This is a genomic window from Gordonia sp. McavH-238-E, from assembly GCF_022348225.1.
GTDB classification, from domain to species: domain Bacteria; phylum Actinomycetota; class Actinomycetes; order Mycobacteriales; family Mycobacteriaceae; genus Gordonia; species Gordonia terrae.
Map to the genome: position 1 here is coordinate 1 of NZ_JAKRFE010000003.1, position 15,631 is coordinate 15,631.

14 protein-coding genes and 4 tRNA genes are annotated in these 15,631 nt (G+C 61.8%); 5 read left to right on the top strand and 13 right to left on the bottom strand.

Features of this window, described 5'->3' with window-relative positions; translation table 11 throughout:
- The coding region (locus tag MHN80_RS04360; protein ID WP_239399795.1) for a transposase at nucleotides 1-455 on the top strand (455 nt) is incomplete at its 5' end.
- An 11-nt stretch (nucleotides 456-466) separates the two neighbouring features.
- A complete protein-coding gene (locus MHN80_RS04365) occupies nucleotides 467-643 on the top strand; it encodes a hypothetical protein (protein ID WP_239399797.1) in 177 nt (58 codons plus the stop codon).
- 514 nt (nucleotides 644-1,157) lie between these two features.
- On the opposite strand, the gene MHN80_RS04370 is transcribed toward MHN80_RS04365, so the two are convergent.
- From MHN80_RS04370 to MHN80_RS04380, 3 genes are all read right to left on the bottom strand, one after another.
- A tRNA-Phe gene (locus MHN80_RS04370) sits at nucleotides 1,158-1,234 on the bottom strand.
- A gap of 32 nt (nucleotides 1,235-1,266) precedes the next feature.
- A tRNA-Asp gene (locus MHN80_RS04375) sits at nucleotides 1,267-1,343 on the bottom strand.
- Nucleotides 1,344-1,390: 47 nt separating this feature from the next.
- Nucleotides 1,391-1,463: transfer RNA gene (locus tag MHN80_RS04380), tRNA-Glu, on the bottom strand.
- 182 nt (nucleotides 1,464-1,645) lie between these two features.
- Between MHN80_RS04380 and MHN80_RS04385 the strand changes: the two genes are divergently transcribed.
- A tRNA-Lys gene (locus MHN80_RS04385) sits at nucleotides 1,646-1,718 on the top strand.
- 118 nt (nucleotides 1,719-1,836) lie between these two features.
- Nucleotides 1,837-2,727 carry an SGNH/GDSL hydrolase family protein gene (locus MHN80_RS04390; RefSeq protein ID WP_239399799.1) on the top strand — a complete coding sequence of 297 codons (891 nt, stop codon included), beginning with the start codon at nucleotides 1,837-1,839 and terminating at the stop codon, nucleotides 2,725-2,727.
- 182 nt (nucleotides 2,728-2,909) lie between these two features.
- On the opposite strand, the gene MHN80_RS04395 is transcribed toward MHN80_RS04390, so the two are convergent.
- Nucleotides 2,910-4,313 (bottom strand): lipase family protein, encoded by a 1,404-nt coding sequence (locus MHN80_RS04395; protein ID WP_239399801.1) that lies wholly within the window; start codon nucleotides 4,311-4,313, stop codon nucleotides 2,910-2,912.
- A gap of 188 nt (nucleotides 4,314-4,501) precedes the next feature.
- Here MHN80_RS04395 and MHN80_RS04400 point away from each other — a divergent pair, with 188 nt between their 5' ends.
- Nucleotides 4,502-5,341, top strand: coding sequence for an SGNH/GDSL hydrolase family protein (locus tag MHN80_RS04400; RefSeq protein ID WP_004021356.1), 840 nt, complete (start codon nucleotides 4,502-4,504; stop codon nucleotides 5,339-5,341).
- Between the two features lie 507 nt (nucleotides 5,342-5,848).
- On the opposite strand, the gene MHN80_RS04405 is transcribed toward MHN80_RS04400, so the two are convergent.
- The 9 genes from MHN80_RS04405 to MHN80_RS04435 all read right to left on the bottom strand — a co-directional run bounded on the left by MHN80_RS04405 (nucleotide 5,849) and on the right by MHN80_RS04435 (nucleotide 15,138).
- Complete coding sequence (locus MHN80_RS04405; RefSeq protein WP_239399803.1) at nucleotides 5,849-7,264, bottom strand: polysaccharide biosynthesis tyrosine autokinase; 1,416 nt, start codon at nucleotides 7,262-7,264, stop codon at nucleotides 5,849-5,851.
- A gap of 62 nt (nucleotides 7,265-7,326) precedes the next feature.
- Complete coding sequence (locus MHN80_RS25860; RefSeq protein WP_374206305.1) at nucleotides 7,327-8,205, bottom strand: SGNH/GDSL hydrolase family protein; 879 nt, start codon at nucleotides 8,203-8,205, stop codon at nucleotides 7,327-7,329.
- A complete protein-coding gene (locus MHN80_RS04410) occupies nucleotides 8,202-9,248 on the bottom strand; it encodes a polysaccharide pyruvyl transferase family protein (RefSeq protein ID WP_239399805.1) in 1,047 nt (348 codons plus the stop codon). The genes MHN80_RS25860 and MHN80_RS04410 overlap by 4 nt, the downstream gene beginning before the upstream one ends.
- Complete coding sequence (locus MHN80_RS25865; RefSeq protein ID WP_374206306.1) at nucleotides 9,248-10,537, bottom strand: lipopolysaccharide biosynthesis protein; 1,290 nt, start codon at nucleotides 10,535-10,537, stop codon at nucleotides 9,248-9,250. Before MHN80_RS25865 ends, MHN80_RS04410 begins: the two co-directional genes overlap by 1 nt.
- Nucleotides 10,538-10,545: 8 nt before the next feature.
- Complete coding sequence (locus MHN80_RS04415) at nucleotides 10,546-12,036, bottom strand: O-antigen polymerase (protein WP_239399807.1); 1,491 nt, start codon at nucleotides 12,034-12,036, stop codon at nucleotides 10,546-10,548.
- Nucleotides 12,029-12,577, bottom strand: a complete 549-nt coding sequence (locus MHN80_RS04420) for a DapH/DapD/GlmU-related protein (RefSeq protein ID WP_082932157.1) — start codon at nucleotides 12,575-12,577, stop codon at nucleotides 12,029-12,031. Before MHN80_RS04420 ends, MHN80_RS04415 begins: the two co-directional genes overlap by 8 nt.
- Nucleotides 12,574-13,848 (bottom strand): glycosyltransferase family 4 protein, encoded by a 1,275-nt coding sequence (locus MHN80_RS04425; RefSeq protein ID WP_239399809.1) that lies wholly within the window; start codon nucleotides 13,846-13,848, stop codon nucleotides 12,574-12,576. The genes MHN80_RS04420 and MHN80_RS04425 overlap by 4 nt, the downstream gene beginning before the upstream one ends.
- On the bottom strand, nucleotides 13,832-14,206 hold the full coding sequence (locus MHN80_RS04430) for a DapH/DapD/GlmU-related protein (protein WP_064571898.1): 375 nt from the start codon (nucleotides 14,204-14,206) through the stop codon (nucleotides 13,832-13,834). Before MHN80_RS04430 ends, MHN80_RS04425 begins: the two co-directional genes overlap by 17 nt.
- Nucleotides 14,207-14,421: 215 nt before the next feature.
- Nucleotides 14,422-15,138, bottom strand: coding sequence for a glycosyltransferase (locus tag MHN80_RS04435; RefSeq protein ID WP_239399811.1), 717 nt, complete (start codon nucleotides 15,136-15,138; stop codon nucleotides 14,422-14,424).
- Nucleotides 15,139-15,631: the final 493 nt, after the last annotated feature.

Below are 15,631 nucleotides of genomic sequence, written 5' to 3' on the forward strand. Positions count from 1 at the left end.
AACGAACCTCGAAGATCAACCGGGTGTTGTGGCGGGTGCATCAACTCGACCCCGAGTACCACATCAAGAAAGGTGGGTTGACGGCGAAGAAGCATCAGAAAGCGCTGCAGACCTGGTTGAAGACCCAAGGTAGTAGTGTCGATGCCCGCCTGGCTGGCAAGGAAGTCGCGGCCATCTACGACCTGACCGTGGAGATCAAAGAGGTCGAACGAGAGATCACCAAAACGGTTTCCGACGCGGTGCCCACCCTGCTGGCGATGCCCGGTTGTGGCGCGCTCAGCGCCGCGAAACTCCTCGGCGAATCCGCCGACATCACCCGCTTCCCCGGGGAGGCCCAGTTCGCCCGCCACGCCGGCATCGCCCCGGTGCCGGTGTGGTCGGCCAACCCGGACGCCACCGACTCACGCGGTCGGGCAACCGCCAACTCAACGCCGCGATCCACCGCATCGCGCTGACCCAGGCACGCATGCCCCACACCCTCGGCCACGCCTACTACGAGAAGAAGAAGGCAGACGGCAAGACTCCTCGCGAGGCGATGCGCTGCCTCAAACGCCGACTCGCCCGCGTCGTCTACAACAACCTCACCACCGACCACCACGCCCGCACCCGCACAGCCGACAACCCCACACCCGCCGCCGCTTGACATAGGAGCTATGAGCCGGCACCGAGCGAAGCGAGGCGCCGAGTCGAAACCATCTGCCGACCACTCCCCGCACCCCCTCCCGCTGGTTGACCAGGCACCCCCACCCGCTGGTTACCAGGCGCCCCCACCCGCTGGTTACCAGGCGCCCTCTCCCGCTGGTTGACCAGGCACCCCCACCCGCTGGTTACCAGGCGCCCCCACCCGCTGGTTACCAGGCGCCCTCTCCCGCTGGTTGACCAGGTACCCCCACCCGCTGGTTGAGCCGGCACCGAGCGAAGCGAGGCGCCGAGTCGAAACCACCTGGCGACCAGAACATTCCAGAGCAACCACGACACCGTCAGCGAACCCATGTGCACCGCAACGCGTCTGCGACGGACTGATGTTGGCGTGGAGAACCATCCGAAATCGTCGGCGGCGTTCTGAGACCGCATGTCGCGGTTGCGTTCTGGGCGCTTAGAACGAAGGGGGTCCGAACGCAAGAATCCCCAGCAGTGTGAACTGCTGGGGATTGTTGTGGTGGCCAGAGTCGGGATCGAACCGACGACCTTCCGCTTTTCAGGCGGACGCTCGTACCAACTGAGCTACCTGGCCGGAAGGTGCCGGTTGCGATGAACCGAAACCTTTGGCGACCCTGACGGGACTCGAACCCGCGACCTCCGCCGTGACAGGGCGGCGCGCTAACCAACTGCGCCACAGGGCCTTGTTCAATTATCTGACCGGTCCTCGTCGCCGAGTACCGGACAGGCGTACCCCCTACGGGATTCGAACCCGCGCTACCGCCTTGAAAGGGCGGCGTCCTAGGCCGCTAGACGAAGGGGGCCGGTCGTGTTCTCCGTTGGGAGCTTGGATAGCTTATGACACGTCTCGCGCAAACTACAAATCGACTGGTCAGGCCCACAAACGGGCCATCTCGAGGAGTTCGACGACACGCACATGGAGGGCCACGTTCTCGCCGCGTGCACACGTTGTAAACTCATCGACGCCCCGGCTCGCCGGGGTCCTGCCCCTATAGCTCAGTTGGTAGAGCTACGGACTTTTAATCCGCAGGTCCCAGGTTCGAGCCCTGGTGGGGGCACCCACATCGACGCGCACCACGAAGCACCCTGCGGCACAGCAGATGTCAGTGTCACCCGATCGGACGAACTCTGTCGGCATACGCGCCGACGAGGGCATGGGCTACCTACGATCCGCTGGTGACGGCAACCGCCCGGCTGGATTCTCTGGCCATCCTCTGCCCTGTGATGACCCGAGTCCGCATCACGACTCTCGCCGCCCTCATCTGTGTACTCAGCACCGTGCTGGCAGTGCCGGCGACGGCATCCCCCGGCGGCGGTCCCGAGTATGTCGCCCTGGGCGACTCGCGCGCTGCCGCGCCAACGAACGGATCCAGCATGCGCCCGGACGGATGCGGGCGCACTCATGACGGCTACCCTGTACACGTGGCCGCGCGACTCGGGCTCACCTTGCGGTCTGTCGCCTGCGTCAACGCCACCACCGCGAATGTCATGACGACACCGCAACCGACGCTCTACGGCCCGCATCCCGCCCAGACACGCGCGCTGTCCCGGTCGACGCGGCTGGTCACCCTGTCGATCGGCGGCATCGACCTGCAGTGGTGGTCGCTGGTGTCGTCCTGCTTCACAACAAGGTTCGGCCACGACGCACGCTGCCGCGGCAACGCCTCGGTGGCAAGGCGAATCGATTCCGGCCTGTCGCGGCTCGCGCCCAAGATCGACGCCACGCTGACGCAGATCCGACGACGCGCTCCCCACGCGCGGGTCGTACTCGTCGGTCACGGCGGCTACTACGGGCAAACCGGTTGCCCCGACCAAGCCAACATCAGCGCCGCAGACGCCGCGTTCGTCCTGCGGTTCTTCGAGCGCTTCAACGCAGTACTCGAGAAGTCCGCCCACGCTCAGTCGATCACCTTCGTCGACGTCGCCGGCCCCGCCGTCGGACACGACGCATGCGCGGGTGCCGCCCGATGGTTCGAAGGGAACATCTCGCGGTCAGCGACTCAGGTCCGCCATCCCACCCCGCTGGGAAGCCGCGCCATCGCGGATCTGGTCGTTGCAGCGCTCTGACCCCACCGCCGGTTGAGCCGGTCCCGAGCGACACGCCGGCAGAGCCGGCCCCGGGCCCCACCGCTGGTTGAGCCGGCCCCGGGCCTTACCGCTGGTTGAGCCGGCCCCGAGCGAAGCGAGGCGCCGAGTCGAAGCCACCCCACCGCTGGTCGGCCGGCGACGACGTCGAAGCCCTGATCCTGTCAGCGGCACTCACTCCGCGCGGGTACCCCGCGCAGGCGGGCGTCGAGCCACGTCAACGTGTCGGGCAAGCCGGCGAAGATCCCGGTCATGTGTTCGGCCGGGTACTCGCGGTACGACGCTGATGCCCCCAGCGCGCACTGCTCGGCAAACAGAGCACGCGCCTGGCTCGCCGGTATCCACCATTCGTAGGTCCCGTGATAGATCCGCAACGGCATCGTCGCCTTGTCGTCCGTCATCGAGGTGATCTCGAACAGTCGCTCGGCGACGGGTGAATGGTAGGGATCGGGATCTGCCGACAACACCTGGGTGGGTATGTGCGACACCCCCAGAGCACCCATCCCGCTGGTACACAGGTCCCGCATCGGAGACGTGGCCAACCAGCGTGCCGCGTTGTTCGCCATCGCGAGGACTTCGGGACGCTCGCGTGCGACGCCGAGCATGGCGGCGTGGAACACCCCGGAACCGAGATTGGCGTTCATGGCGCCGGCCAGCGAACGGTAGTCGGCCGGCACACCCCCGTATGCCGCGCCGACGATCCTCTCGGCCTGCTCCGGAGCGTAGGAATCGGCCAGCTTCGCTGCTGCATTGGTCGCGATCGCACCGCCGGAGTATCCGTGCAGGGCGATCGGGCCGCGGCCGAAGTTGTCGGGGTCGAGCCGGCTCGCCGCACGTACCGAGTCCATGATCACGTGTGCCGCGACATACGGTTCGGCGTAGGCCATCCGGGGGCCGGTGTGGTCGGGCACGATCACCGCGTAGCCGCGGTCGAGTGCCAATTGCGCGAACGGCGGGACGAGGTCGGTGGTGTTGGTGTCGGCGTGATAGCCGTGAGCCAGCGTGTAACCGGGCGTACATTTCGTACCGAGCGCCACGATCGGCGAATTGTGAATCAGCACCGGACGCGAACGAGGTCCCTGCCACGCCTTGGCCGGGACCAACAGGGTCGCGGTACCGAAAATCGGCTGACCACCGGCGTCGACGCTGCGGAACTTGACCTGGCGGGCCGACCGCAACGGAACCGTCATCAACAACTGCGCTGTGCGCATGACATCGCGAGTGGAGATGACTTCTCCACTCGCCCTGCGCGTGAGATCCGCCGGCCACTGATCGAAGAACCGGTCACCACTCGGCGAGGGCATGACCGCCTCGCGAAGTTCCTGTAGCTCATGGGAGGCGCCGGGGGTCACCGAGCGTGCAGGTATGCGCTCGAGCTCCTTCACCGCCGGCGGCGGCACCGTGGCGTCGATGGCTTCGGGCACCGCGGAGGGCGCGGGGCCGAGGTTCGGCGGCTCGGCCCACACCTCTGCCGGGCCTCCGACCGCGCCGATCGTCATCACCGTCGCCGCAACTGCAGCGGCCGCCGCGCGCAGCATCCAGCCCCGCACGTTCCACCATGCCGGCATCGCCAACACTCCTGTCACACAAGCGATCCCGGACCGGAACACCCCGCTGGTCAGCCACTGCTCGCATCGAAATCGAACCCCGTCATGCTAAAGGGTTCGCGTGAACGGGCGGCAACGGCCCTGTTGATTGTTTCCGTCCGAGGCAGGCCTCATGTAACGCCCGCCGGTTCAGCTGGGATACTCCCGCCGTGACCCGAATCCGCCTCGCACTCGTCGCCATCCTCGCCATCGCGATCAGCTGTGTGTCGGTACCGTCGGTTCTCGCCGCGCCGGCGGCACCCGCTTACGTCGCCCTCGGGGACTCACGCGCCGCGGCGCCGACACTGACCTCGGCGCAGCACCCGGACGGGTGCGGCCGTACGCGCGACGCCTACCCGAACCACCTCGCCTCCCAGCTCCGGATGAGCTTCACCTCGGTTGCCTGCGTGAACGCCACGACAGCAGACGTCACGACCAGCCGACAGACGACATCGTTTGGCGCCCGGCCCGTCCAGATCAACGCCCTGTCGTGGTCCACGCGACTGGTGACTCTCTCGATCGGCGGCAACGATCTCCGCTGGTGGTCGATTGTCTCCTCCTGCTTCACGCCCAGGTTCGGCCAGGACGCTCGGTGTCGACAGGATCGAGCCATGGCCGACCGGATGACCTCGGCCCTCACCGCAGTCGCACCGAAGATCGGCGCAACTCTGAGCGCCATCGCCGCCCGTGCACCCCTCGCTCGCGTCGTTCTCGTCGGACACGGCGGCTACTACGGCCGAACCGGTTGCCCCGGCCAGGCGAACATCAGCAACGCCGACGCCGCGTACCTCTACGCGTTTTTCAAGCGATTCGACGCGATCCTGCGGACAGCCGCCGTCACACGATCGATGACCTTCGTCGACGTGGCCGCCGCCGCGGTCGGACATGACGCATGCGCGGGCGCAGCGCGCTGGTTCGAAGGGAACGCCTCGCAATCCCAGACCCAACCCCGCCACCCGACGCCGTTGGGAAGCAAAGCCATCGCAAATCTGATCGCCCGGGCGCTCTAACCGAACGGTCCACGCTAGAAGTCGCGTTGTCGGTAGTGGACCCGTTGCGTATGACCGGGTCCTGAGTGCCTGGTTCAGCGCATGGGCGGTCATCGGACCTCGCGTTCGCACTCGGTATCGCCCGGGCGTTCATCACGATCGCCCTCCCGGCCGGCACCCTGATGCTCATCGCCGGCCGCGGGGCGTTGTTCGCCGTTTGCGGGGCCGGAGGTCCGCTGTGCCGCCGCAGATCGCAGGGTCCGCTGTACCCGCACGTCCTGCGTGGACGGACTATCAGCTGCAGGACTCGAGTGCGGGCCCGACTGGGTACGGCACGGGTCTGATACAGGACGCGCTGTGGCGGACTGCGTCAAGCATGAACAAACAAACTTCGACCCTTCACGGGACCGAGACGCACACTGAATCCCTGTGCAGAAATGCGCTGTCCGCGCAGCTTTGGCCGACAGCTAACCGCCAGCTCCGCTGGACTGTCAACACTCTCCGTAACCGAGTGCTGACCTACCTGAGTCACACGGACTGCCGCACCGACTTCGCAGGCTGCGCCGGAGCATGCGTGCCTGAGTAGTAGTAATACGACGATTTGTCATGAGCCTTCGAGTTAGTCAAAACAACTCCGATGACCTCAGTATCTGCCATCGACAGTTCCGACAATGCGGCGGCGAGGTTGCGGACTCGACTCTCACCCGCGCGGACTACCACGACTACTGCAGAGGCGTTCTTGGCCAGGACCACCGAGTCTGTAACGGGCAAGACTGGAGGAGAATCGATGATCACATAATCAAACGATTTCGACAATTGCTGCAGTCCGTCGCCGAGCTTCCTAGAGTCAAGTAGCTCAGATGGGTTGGGGGGACATTGCCCGGACGCCAACAGCGAGAGATTCTCCACGGCCGAACCGACGATCACGTCTGCAAGTTCCGCGTCGCCTCGCAGCCAGTCGGTCATGCCCACGTCACCATTGATCATCGTCCTCTGCCCGATCTGCGGGCGTCGCAGATCCGCATCAACCACCAGGACCTTCTTTCCGGCCTCGGCCATAACGGCACCGAGATTGAGAGCCGTAGTGGTCTTTCCCTCACCGGCGACAGGACTCGTCACCAAAATGACCCGCGACGGGTTGTCAACATCCGCAAACGAGACATTCGTGCGCAACTTTCGGAAGCTCTCCGCCGATTGCGACCAACCTGACGAGAAATCCAGGACGGGGGTCTCTCGCAGGTTCGGGTCCGCCGAGATGTCGGCCAGGACTGGCAAGCCGACGCCTTCGCGGATGTCTTCAGATTCGCGAATACGATCAGAGAAGCGTGCACGTACGAAGAGCGCGAGGAGACCGAGTAGGGTACCGAGCGCAATGCCGGCAAGGACAAATCGGGACGTCTGGGGCGTAACGGGTGAATCCGTAGCGGTCGCGGGACTGATCACGGACAGTCTGACCACTGGCACGCTGCCGCCGGGGGGTGTCTCCAGTTGCGCCACGTAGCCTGCAAGAGCCTCGGCAACCCCGTTTGCTAGCCTCTCGGCCGTTTCGGGGTTCGCGTTGCGCGCTCGCACACTCATCAGGACCGTGTCCGGCGTCGCGGATGCTGTCACTGCCTCCCTGGCAGCCCGTACATCGAGATTGATGTTCTCAGCCTGGATAGCCTGTTGGAGCACGACGTAGGACTCTGCGAGCTTGGTGTATGAGGCAACGCGCTGCTCGGAGGCCAACGACCCTTGATAGGCCGATGACGAACTGTTTTCGTCCACGCTAGAAGAAACGTAAAGCGCCGCGGACGCCTGGTACTGGGGTGTCACCAGAAGGCTCAATCCGTACGCAACGGCTGCGCCGACAAGCGCACCTATCGCAACGAAGAACCAACCTTTACGAAGAGTTTTCAACCATGCCGGATAGACTGACGGCCGACGATCAAACTTGTAACTCATTTACGCTCCGATCTGCACATCACAAAAGTCAGGGTGACACTTTCGACAACCACGAGAGTCAGTTATTCACCCGCTGGAGCCTGGGTTACTTCTTCTCGCTCATTGTAGGGCCGGGGGGTCTCAGGCGCGAGGTCACCCAGCGGCCCAAGAGCTCGAGAGACTACGTCCGCCCACAATAAGGACCCACGTTCGTTCGGATGCACCCCATACCGATCTTTCGAAATAAGAACTGACAAGTCCGGTGATTCGCTGAAAGCCGTGAAAACGTCGATTGAGGGGATGCACCGAGCCTCGCTTTCAGCCCGAATGTCGGCTATATTCGCTGCGCTTCGATCGGCTCTTGGTGCGGTCGCCGCGTTCTGCAGCACCGAGACCACCGGGACCCGCCCCTGCCAGGTCGCCGACACCGCATCGACCAATGAACCGAAACCTTCTCTAGCCTGCCCGCGGGTTTCGTTGTGTCCGATGGACACCAGCACGAAGTTCGGCGCCTCGGGCTGGAGACGGTCAAGCTGTCGAATCAAGTCCGCCGAACGCGCCCCGGGGATCGACCCGTTCCACACGGTTGCCGATGGACCGCGTTTACCAAAGCGCGCCGCCTCGGCTCGATACTGGTTCGCAACGGGATCCCACAGTCGGAGAGAGACGTCGCGCTTGGTCGCGAGCGAGCGCGCCCAGAGTGCGACCCATTCGGTAGAGGAGTTTCCGGTCGAGTCCCCCAGCACTCCAATGTTCAGCGGGGCCGAGCTCGACAGCAACGCCTTAACTGAAGCCAATACGACAGAGGCGGGTTGGGCACAACTTCGTGCAGACGAACTTGGCGCTGGCGTGCTGCACCCCGAAATGAGAGCGGCGACGGCAATCACCACGAAACCCGGGACCAGCGCCATTGGCACGCGGAGCACTGTGTATCGACATGAGCCAGTCGTCGGTAGCCTCATGAGCGCATGACCAATTCCGCGATCCGGGCCGACAGAGTCCGCACACGATCATGCGCTTCCTCGACCGCAGCAGCTCGCCGCTCGCCCTGCTCGCGAGAACACAAGTACCCAGAACCTCCGCCCACCTCGGTCAATTCGGGGAGCGTGAAGAACGGTCCTAACGCGTCTATGATTTTGCTATCTTCCCTGGATTTGTAGACAAGAGGTGCTGCACCACTCAGCATCGACAGAGCGATCACATGCAATCGATCGCTGACGCAAATGGCAGCTTCGTCGTAGGTCGCGAATAGTCGACGCTCTTGCTGGGCGGCCGTAACCCCTGGGGGCCAGGACACGTGTTTCGCGACCAGTCGTTCAGCAATGCAGGCGTTGAGATCGTTATCCTCCCGAACCTGGGTGACAACAGTTATTTCGAGGTCCTCGGACTGAGAAAGTGAACTTACCACGTCGTAGAACCATTCAGGGATTGCACGGTCATGGCGAACGGAAACAATTAGACGATTACGCGCCCCCCCGCCCGCAATCCTGGGACTCTGATTAAATGCTAAGTCAGGAAATAGTTCGGCCGGGCCTCCAATCCGATGCAACGTGGAGGTGTCGCGGGCGATATAGAGCGACGACAACCGACAGATCAAACGCTCGATCTTCTGGTCTACACGACTCCCTCCAACGATGGACCTGCCTAGCACTAGCGTTGTCCATCCACGTATCTTCGCTACACCGAAGATGACGCATAGTAGCGCATGTTTCACTCTAGACAACGCCGTTCTGCCGAGGAACGCGGGCCCAGGAGAGATCACGAATGTGGACCGCGTCAGGACGAGTGCGGCAAGTAGTTGCGACAGGAATCTCAGGGAACTATCGGTCACTCGTGCAGTTGTCGGAATATTCAAACTAGCAATGTAGTCGGCCGGCATCCCACCGGTATATATAGAAAGCTCCGCTGAAGCTTGCCCACAGAGGGAGATTGCTTGCCGCCTGATAAAGACGTCTCCAATATTCCCTGCTGCCGCCGAAACGCTAATAAAAATCTGCGGTTTCATCAAAATCTCTTTCCGCGACGCGCTACGGTGGTTGTAACTAAAAGCAGTAAGATAAGTTGAACTACGTAAGATATCGCCAGCGCCGTAGCGCCAGCGACCGCTCCACCGCCTCCTGCCGAAGCGATAAGTAGACCACCGAAACACACTGCCGTGGACACTGAGGCAACAAGGGCCGCCAACCCGGACCTACGCCATCCGAGTAGAACCGCATTCAGCTGGGATGCTATAGCAGCGAAAATTAGGCTCACGCAGACTATCTGTATGGGAAGTGTAGCGCTCTTGTATTCGCTACCCAAGACATGCTCCGTCACCCACGGAGTTAGAACAATCACGATGCCGAACAAAGCTGAACTAATGAGTGAGATGAACACCACCGCACGCGCGAGATTACGCGTGTGGGTCACACCCGACCGAGCCGCATGTGGCATTAGTACCGTCGCGAAAGACGTAGGGAGGATTCGTAGCGGCGAGGTCAGACGACTAGCCGCCGCGTAGGCTCCAACTGCTTGGGGCGAAGCGCCAGCGAGGCCATAGACCGCCACGTCCAGATTTCGCAGTTGCAGCAACACGCTATTCATCCAGTACCCCACGCTTAACCGCATTACACGCGCGCTCCAGGCAAAGCCGAAGCTGGACGACAAACTTTGCATATTTAACCGCCGCGCCAGTATGGCAGCGCATAGAGACCCGAACAGCAACCCAGCCGCCGTTAGAGTAGCCGGATTCCCACCTGTGAGGACCCCGACCACAAGCACCAGCACCGCGAGTGCTCTTCTCAGCACGTACAGCACGGAATTCTGCCAAACACGTCCGTCTGCCAGAGACACGCTCAACCAGCACTCCGCGTAGTTGTCGACAATGGCCCAGAGCAACAGAATTGACGTGACTAAGAGCAGCTGGTGCTCGCCGTCCCTCGTCACTGCGAACACCAGAACGCACCCGACAACGCCCGAAGATACCGCTGTAGCGGCCCAGTTCATCTTTAGCGCCAGTAGTACATCATCTTGGTCCGCGCCACCCAGCCCTGGCGAACCCTCCTGGCTTGCCGTGGCCCGCCTCGACACCACGAACTGTCCGAGGCCGAGCGTCGCAACAGACTGGAAGACCAGGGCGACTCCGTAGACAGCCGCGAATAGACCAAATACGTCCGGACCTGCTTCTCGCGCCAAAATGACGAAACTGACCGCCTGTAGCCCCGCGGCCCCGAGGCGCCCCAAGGCAAGTATTCCAGCCTGCCCGACGATGCCACCGGACCGCGAGTTGGGTCTTGATTGAACTGAGGTCGACATCGTTCGACTCACGACTCCCCCCGCGCCATCACCGAGGCTCTAGTTTGGGTACGCCGTGAAGCTACCGTTCGCCCTTGCCGGGTCGTCGGGGTACGACTCGAACCCGGAATGATGCTTTGCGGCCCAACCCGGCCGATTGTGAGAACCCAGCTGGCCAGTGCAGCAATCACAATCACATTCGCCGCGATCCACGCTTGCGCGGGGAAGTTGCCGCGGACGAAAGTTATCGTGAAGGACCCGAGCACAAGCACGACAAGAAGACTGACGCCCGATAGACCTCGAAACCGCGACTTGAAGAGGTAGCAAAATACTCCCAGTGCGAGCGCGATCGCGGCAACTCCTAGAAAACCGAAGTCGAAGTAGGCCGTCCCCGCGATGCTCGGCACCGGGCATATACCCGTCCCACAGGTCGCATCGAACAAAGTGTCGAGGATCTGATCCGACCACGAAGGGGTCGACAGCAACCGCGCTGGCACCACGCTGGTAACGAGATCCACCAGTGTGCCGCGGCCGTACCCATACGGCACGTCGCCTCCGAGGTCCGGGGATACCAACGCTATGTAGTCGAACATCTCCGTGTCGTACGACCGGAAGTAGTTTGACGCAACTCCAGTAACCCCCTGGTCGGACACGTACGTCATCATCGCCCCGAGAAGATTGCTGTCGGGATCGCGAGATCCCGCGCTACGGACGAAGGGCAGAGTTGCGATTGCTAGGAACCCGACCAAGCCGACTGCGAAACGAATAAGCCCTACCCTCTCGCTCCAGCGACGGCCACCCAGTACAGCCGCCAAAAGGGCGGCGATCACGCAGGGGAGAATAAAGCGTCGGTTACCCAAGAAAGCTGGGGGCACCACTCCCGCCGCCACCGTCACCCAGTACACGAGAGCGTCGCGCCCACGAAGAGCTCCGAACTCACGTTCTCGACAAACTCGCCAGAAGGCCGCGGCAAAGACGACGCCAGCAGGCAAGCAGTAGAAGACGATTGGCAGGTTCACCAGAGATTCCGACACCTCAGCTGATCGACCACCTACCATCGCGGAAAGGAAGCTGGCCCCTCCGGCGGCCGTCATCGCGAGAGCCCACAAACACAGGCCGGCCGCAGCCAACAATCCAAGACGGGTTGAGCTGGCGCCACCCACTTCGTTGGCGAAAGCAGAGGTGCTCGGAGCCGCTTGTCGAGCGGGACGCGACCTACCCGATGCATGCCGGTCCTCTGCCAAGTTCGCAATCGCGTACCCACAACCGAGGGCTAAGATCGCGATGGTCCCAACAAGGGCAGACGCACTAAAGCCGTCAGAGACTTGAAAGCCATAGAAAAGGTGATCAGGATCGTCCACGATGAGCAACGGGCGAATAGCGAAGATGCTGACCAGCATGAACATTGCGACACTGAAAGGCGAAAGTAGCGCCCCTACCCGCAAACGGGTCTCCCAGAGAATAGCGGCAGTTCCGACGATTAAGTTGAACCAGGCCAGCGATTGAGTCATGTCACTCATCGCCCGTAACATCAACTTGGCGCGAGGAAGCGATCACGACCGCGCCTGCCTCAACATCTTTGTGTACAACAGCATTCGCACCGACGACTGACCGCTCATTTAGGACGACCCCTCGTAGAATCACTGCGCGAGCGCCGACCCAAGCGCGGTCGCGTATCTCTATAGGCGCATTGTCGAACTCGAAAGTCGGCGACATTCGTTGGTGACTGCCGCTGCACAGAAGTGCACCCTGCGAGATGCATACATTCGACCCAAGCCGAATTGGCTCAAGGTTCAAGATCCAGCAGGATTCGCCAATCCAACAATTGTCGCCAACAGACAGCTTCCAGGGCCAGTGGATCCGCACGCCGTGCCTGATCAAGACTCCTTCTCCGATAACACTTCCAAAGAGTCGTAATACCTTGACTCGCACAGCTGCGGGCACACACCACCACGACAACGGACTCCTCACGGCCAACCAAGCGATCTGCACGAGAATGCTTCGCCCGCGTTCGTAACCGTCGCCTGTGAAGTCCCGCAGGGACAGGTCGGGATGAGTCACGACCGCTCCTCCGCGACGCGCGCCGGACCGTCCGCCTTGATCAGGCCCTCGAAACTGTCTATGGCAGTTGCTTCCACGAGATAGTCCTCGAAATAGCGGCGGCCCCTTCGTCCGAGCTCATCACGTAGGTCGGCGTCCTCACCGAGACGTCGTGCGCCCTCAACCAGCGCGGATGGATTTGCCGGCGATACGCGAATCCCTGCGCCGGACAGTTGGAGCTCTTTGCTAGTGGGAGTCGCCCCGTGCGTGGCTGCCAACACTGGGCGGCCTGACGAAAAGTAGGACGTTAGTTTGCTGGGAACTGCCATGCCGCGAACGTCAGGTCCCTCGTTCACTAGAAGCATATCCGCCGACGCAAGCGCGAGGGGAAACTGATCGACTGAGACCGGATCAATGATGCTGACATTAGGAATACCGACCGCGAGAGATTCTAGATCACGACGTTCCGCCCCGTCGCCCATCAGAATGAACCGGAGCGGAGGGCCATCCGATGACGCAGAAACACGCGCCGCCTCGATAACATTATGAAGCGCCTGCTTCTTTCCCATGTTGCCCGCGTGTAGAACGATGACTTCCGACGCCGCCCAACCCATCTTTTGTCGGAATTCTCCTATGTCGCCCCCAATGCCTGAGTCGATATGGGTCCAGTTCCGAATAATTTCGACTCTGGACATATCTGCATCGAGCTCGTCTCGAACAAAGTCCTCAAACGAATCGTGGATGACGACGGTCCTACGTGCGTGCCTGACGACCCAGCTTTCGAGAAGCTTGACTGCGTTCTGCATTCGAGCTGATCGGGTATGGCCCGTTTCTCTTACGCCTAGTGTGTAGATGTCCTGGAGCCAGACAGTGACGTTCGAGCGTCTCAAGGCCCTGGACTGGAGAACGAGTACGGCCGCAGATAGAAGCGACGGACTTGTGACGATGATGGACGTCGACTGTCTGACATCGGACGACAGGCCGACACGCAGGGCAAACAGGGCCTCCATGGACAAGCGTCTTGCGAGGGAGGGCACGCGTGGAACATAGGTCCTCAGGCGCTGCACGTAGACGCCTTCGACTGACTCTGTAGTTCGGAGTCCTGTGTACCCGTCGTACACCTTCCACTGTGGATAATGTGGATACGTAGTTAGAACGCCCACCTTCTTTCCCCGCGCACGTAGCGCCTTCGCCAGGCCGGCAGCATAGGGGGCGATGCCCGTGGGTTCAGGGTCGAAGTTGAGAGAGACTACCAGTGCGTCCAGGCCTGGTTTCCTACCCGATCGTTCCACGAGTCCCCACCCCCGAAGGTGAGTACTCGTAGGTACCCAGGACACGGAGGTGCTCCGCCCGTTCGGCGTCGCTCGAGAACCGCGTCCCCACGACACGCGCGGGGACTCCAGCAACGATCGAGAACGGTGGTACGTCGCCGACCACGACGCTGCCAGCCGCAACAACGCTACCGGCCCCGATTGTCAGACCACTCAGAACAACCGCCGAAGCCCCGATCCAGACGTCGTCACCGATGGTGACCGCGTCCTCTTCGCTGCCTTCTCGGTCTCCCACCCATGTGGAGGCGAGCATGGGTACTCCAACCTCGTCCAAAGCGTGGTCACGACGTCCGACGATATGCACGTTCATCCCGATCATGACCCAGTCACCGATACGGCCATCAACTTGGACGACAGATCGAGGACCGATACTTACCGACCTGCCGATTTTCAGGCCGTGCGGTGCCGAGACTATTGCGCCTCGCCCTGCGGAGAACCCATCCCCTAGTTCAACATTGCTCGAGTCGACCGCCATCGAGTTCATCAAACTACGTAGGCGCACCCTCACTGGGCCCGGCAGGCGAGAGCGGTTACTCATCCGAAAACCTCTACTGTCGATAGCGCGGCTCCGCGCAATTCCGAACCGCCGCCGTCAAGGGCCGCGATCAATCCTTCGGCCATCGTTTCGGCGGAATAGTGGCGTGCAATCACGCTCGAAATGTCTGTGAATACGCACGTGGACGCCGACTCGAGTTTCTGAACGGCATCCACCATCGCCGCCGCCAGTCCACTGCTAGTCGATTCCGTGTACCCGTACATAGCTCCTGTCGCGGCAAGCTCGATCTCAGGTGCGTGAGGCTCATCTACCGAATAGATCATGGGAACTCCGAAGCCTAGACTCTGAGTCGCAGAAAGCCCAACGTACCCAGGAGAGAGGGAACAGATAGCCGCGGAATACTCTCTTTCAAGTTCCGCGGTGTCAGTAATAACTCCGCCTCGCGATATTGCGCTAGACACTTCGGTAGGCAGCATTTCGATCTGTTTGTCGATCAACTCCGCGGCTGAACCGTCACCGATTATTCGAAGCCTATAACCCTCACTCCACAACTTGGACTCCTCGAAAGCAGGTACCAGTTGGTCAACCTTTTTCTCGTCTACTAATCGTCCCACGTATATGAGATCTCGACGGTTGACGCCAGTATCGGTTGGGACAATCGCGGCCGACTTGTAGAGCGCATTCGGCGCCGTCCAGACAGGTTGACCCGGAATATCAGTCCGCGCCTTGTCTTGGCTTGCATAGTCGTAGAGCACCGCCCCGTTCGCCAACTTCCGCATAGAACGCCTCAGCATGGCCGTCCTGGACTGTTCCCCCGCACGGGGATACAAGTGACCCCAGACCACAACTCTCCGCCCGAGTAGCCGGCGGGCCACCAGGACAAACCAAGCGCTCAGACTTCGCGGGTTCAGGTCGATGATGCAGGCATCCGCTGAAAACGCCGCCCAGGGCACCCCTGTCACGAGAATTCGGCCCCTCAGTAACGACCGTCGCCATACCCGGTGGTACAAACTTCCATCAATCCCAGTACGCACTGTTCTATCTAACCCGTAGTCCGCGGCGTAGATGACAGCATCTCGATCAGAGCTTGAAAGCAGGACGTCAATGCACTCAGCTCGATACCACGGCACTACAGCCAGATATAGAACGTCCCGGCGGGTTGCACCACCATTGCGCCCATCCGAGACATTGCGTGATCCTCGAAGATCGACGGATTCATTCCCAGACGGCCAGCCTATTGACCGACGT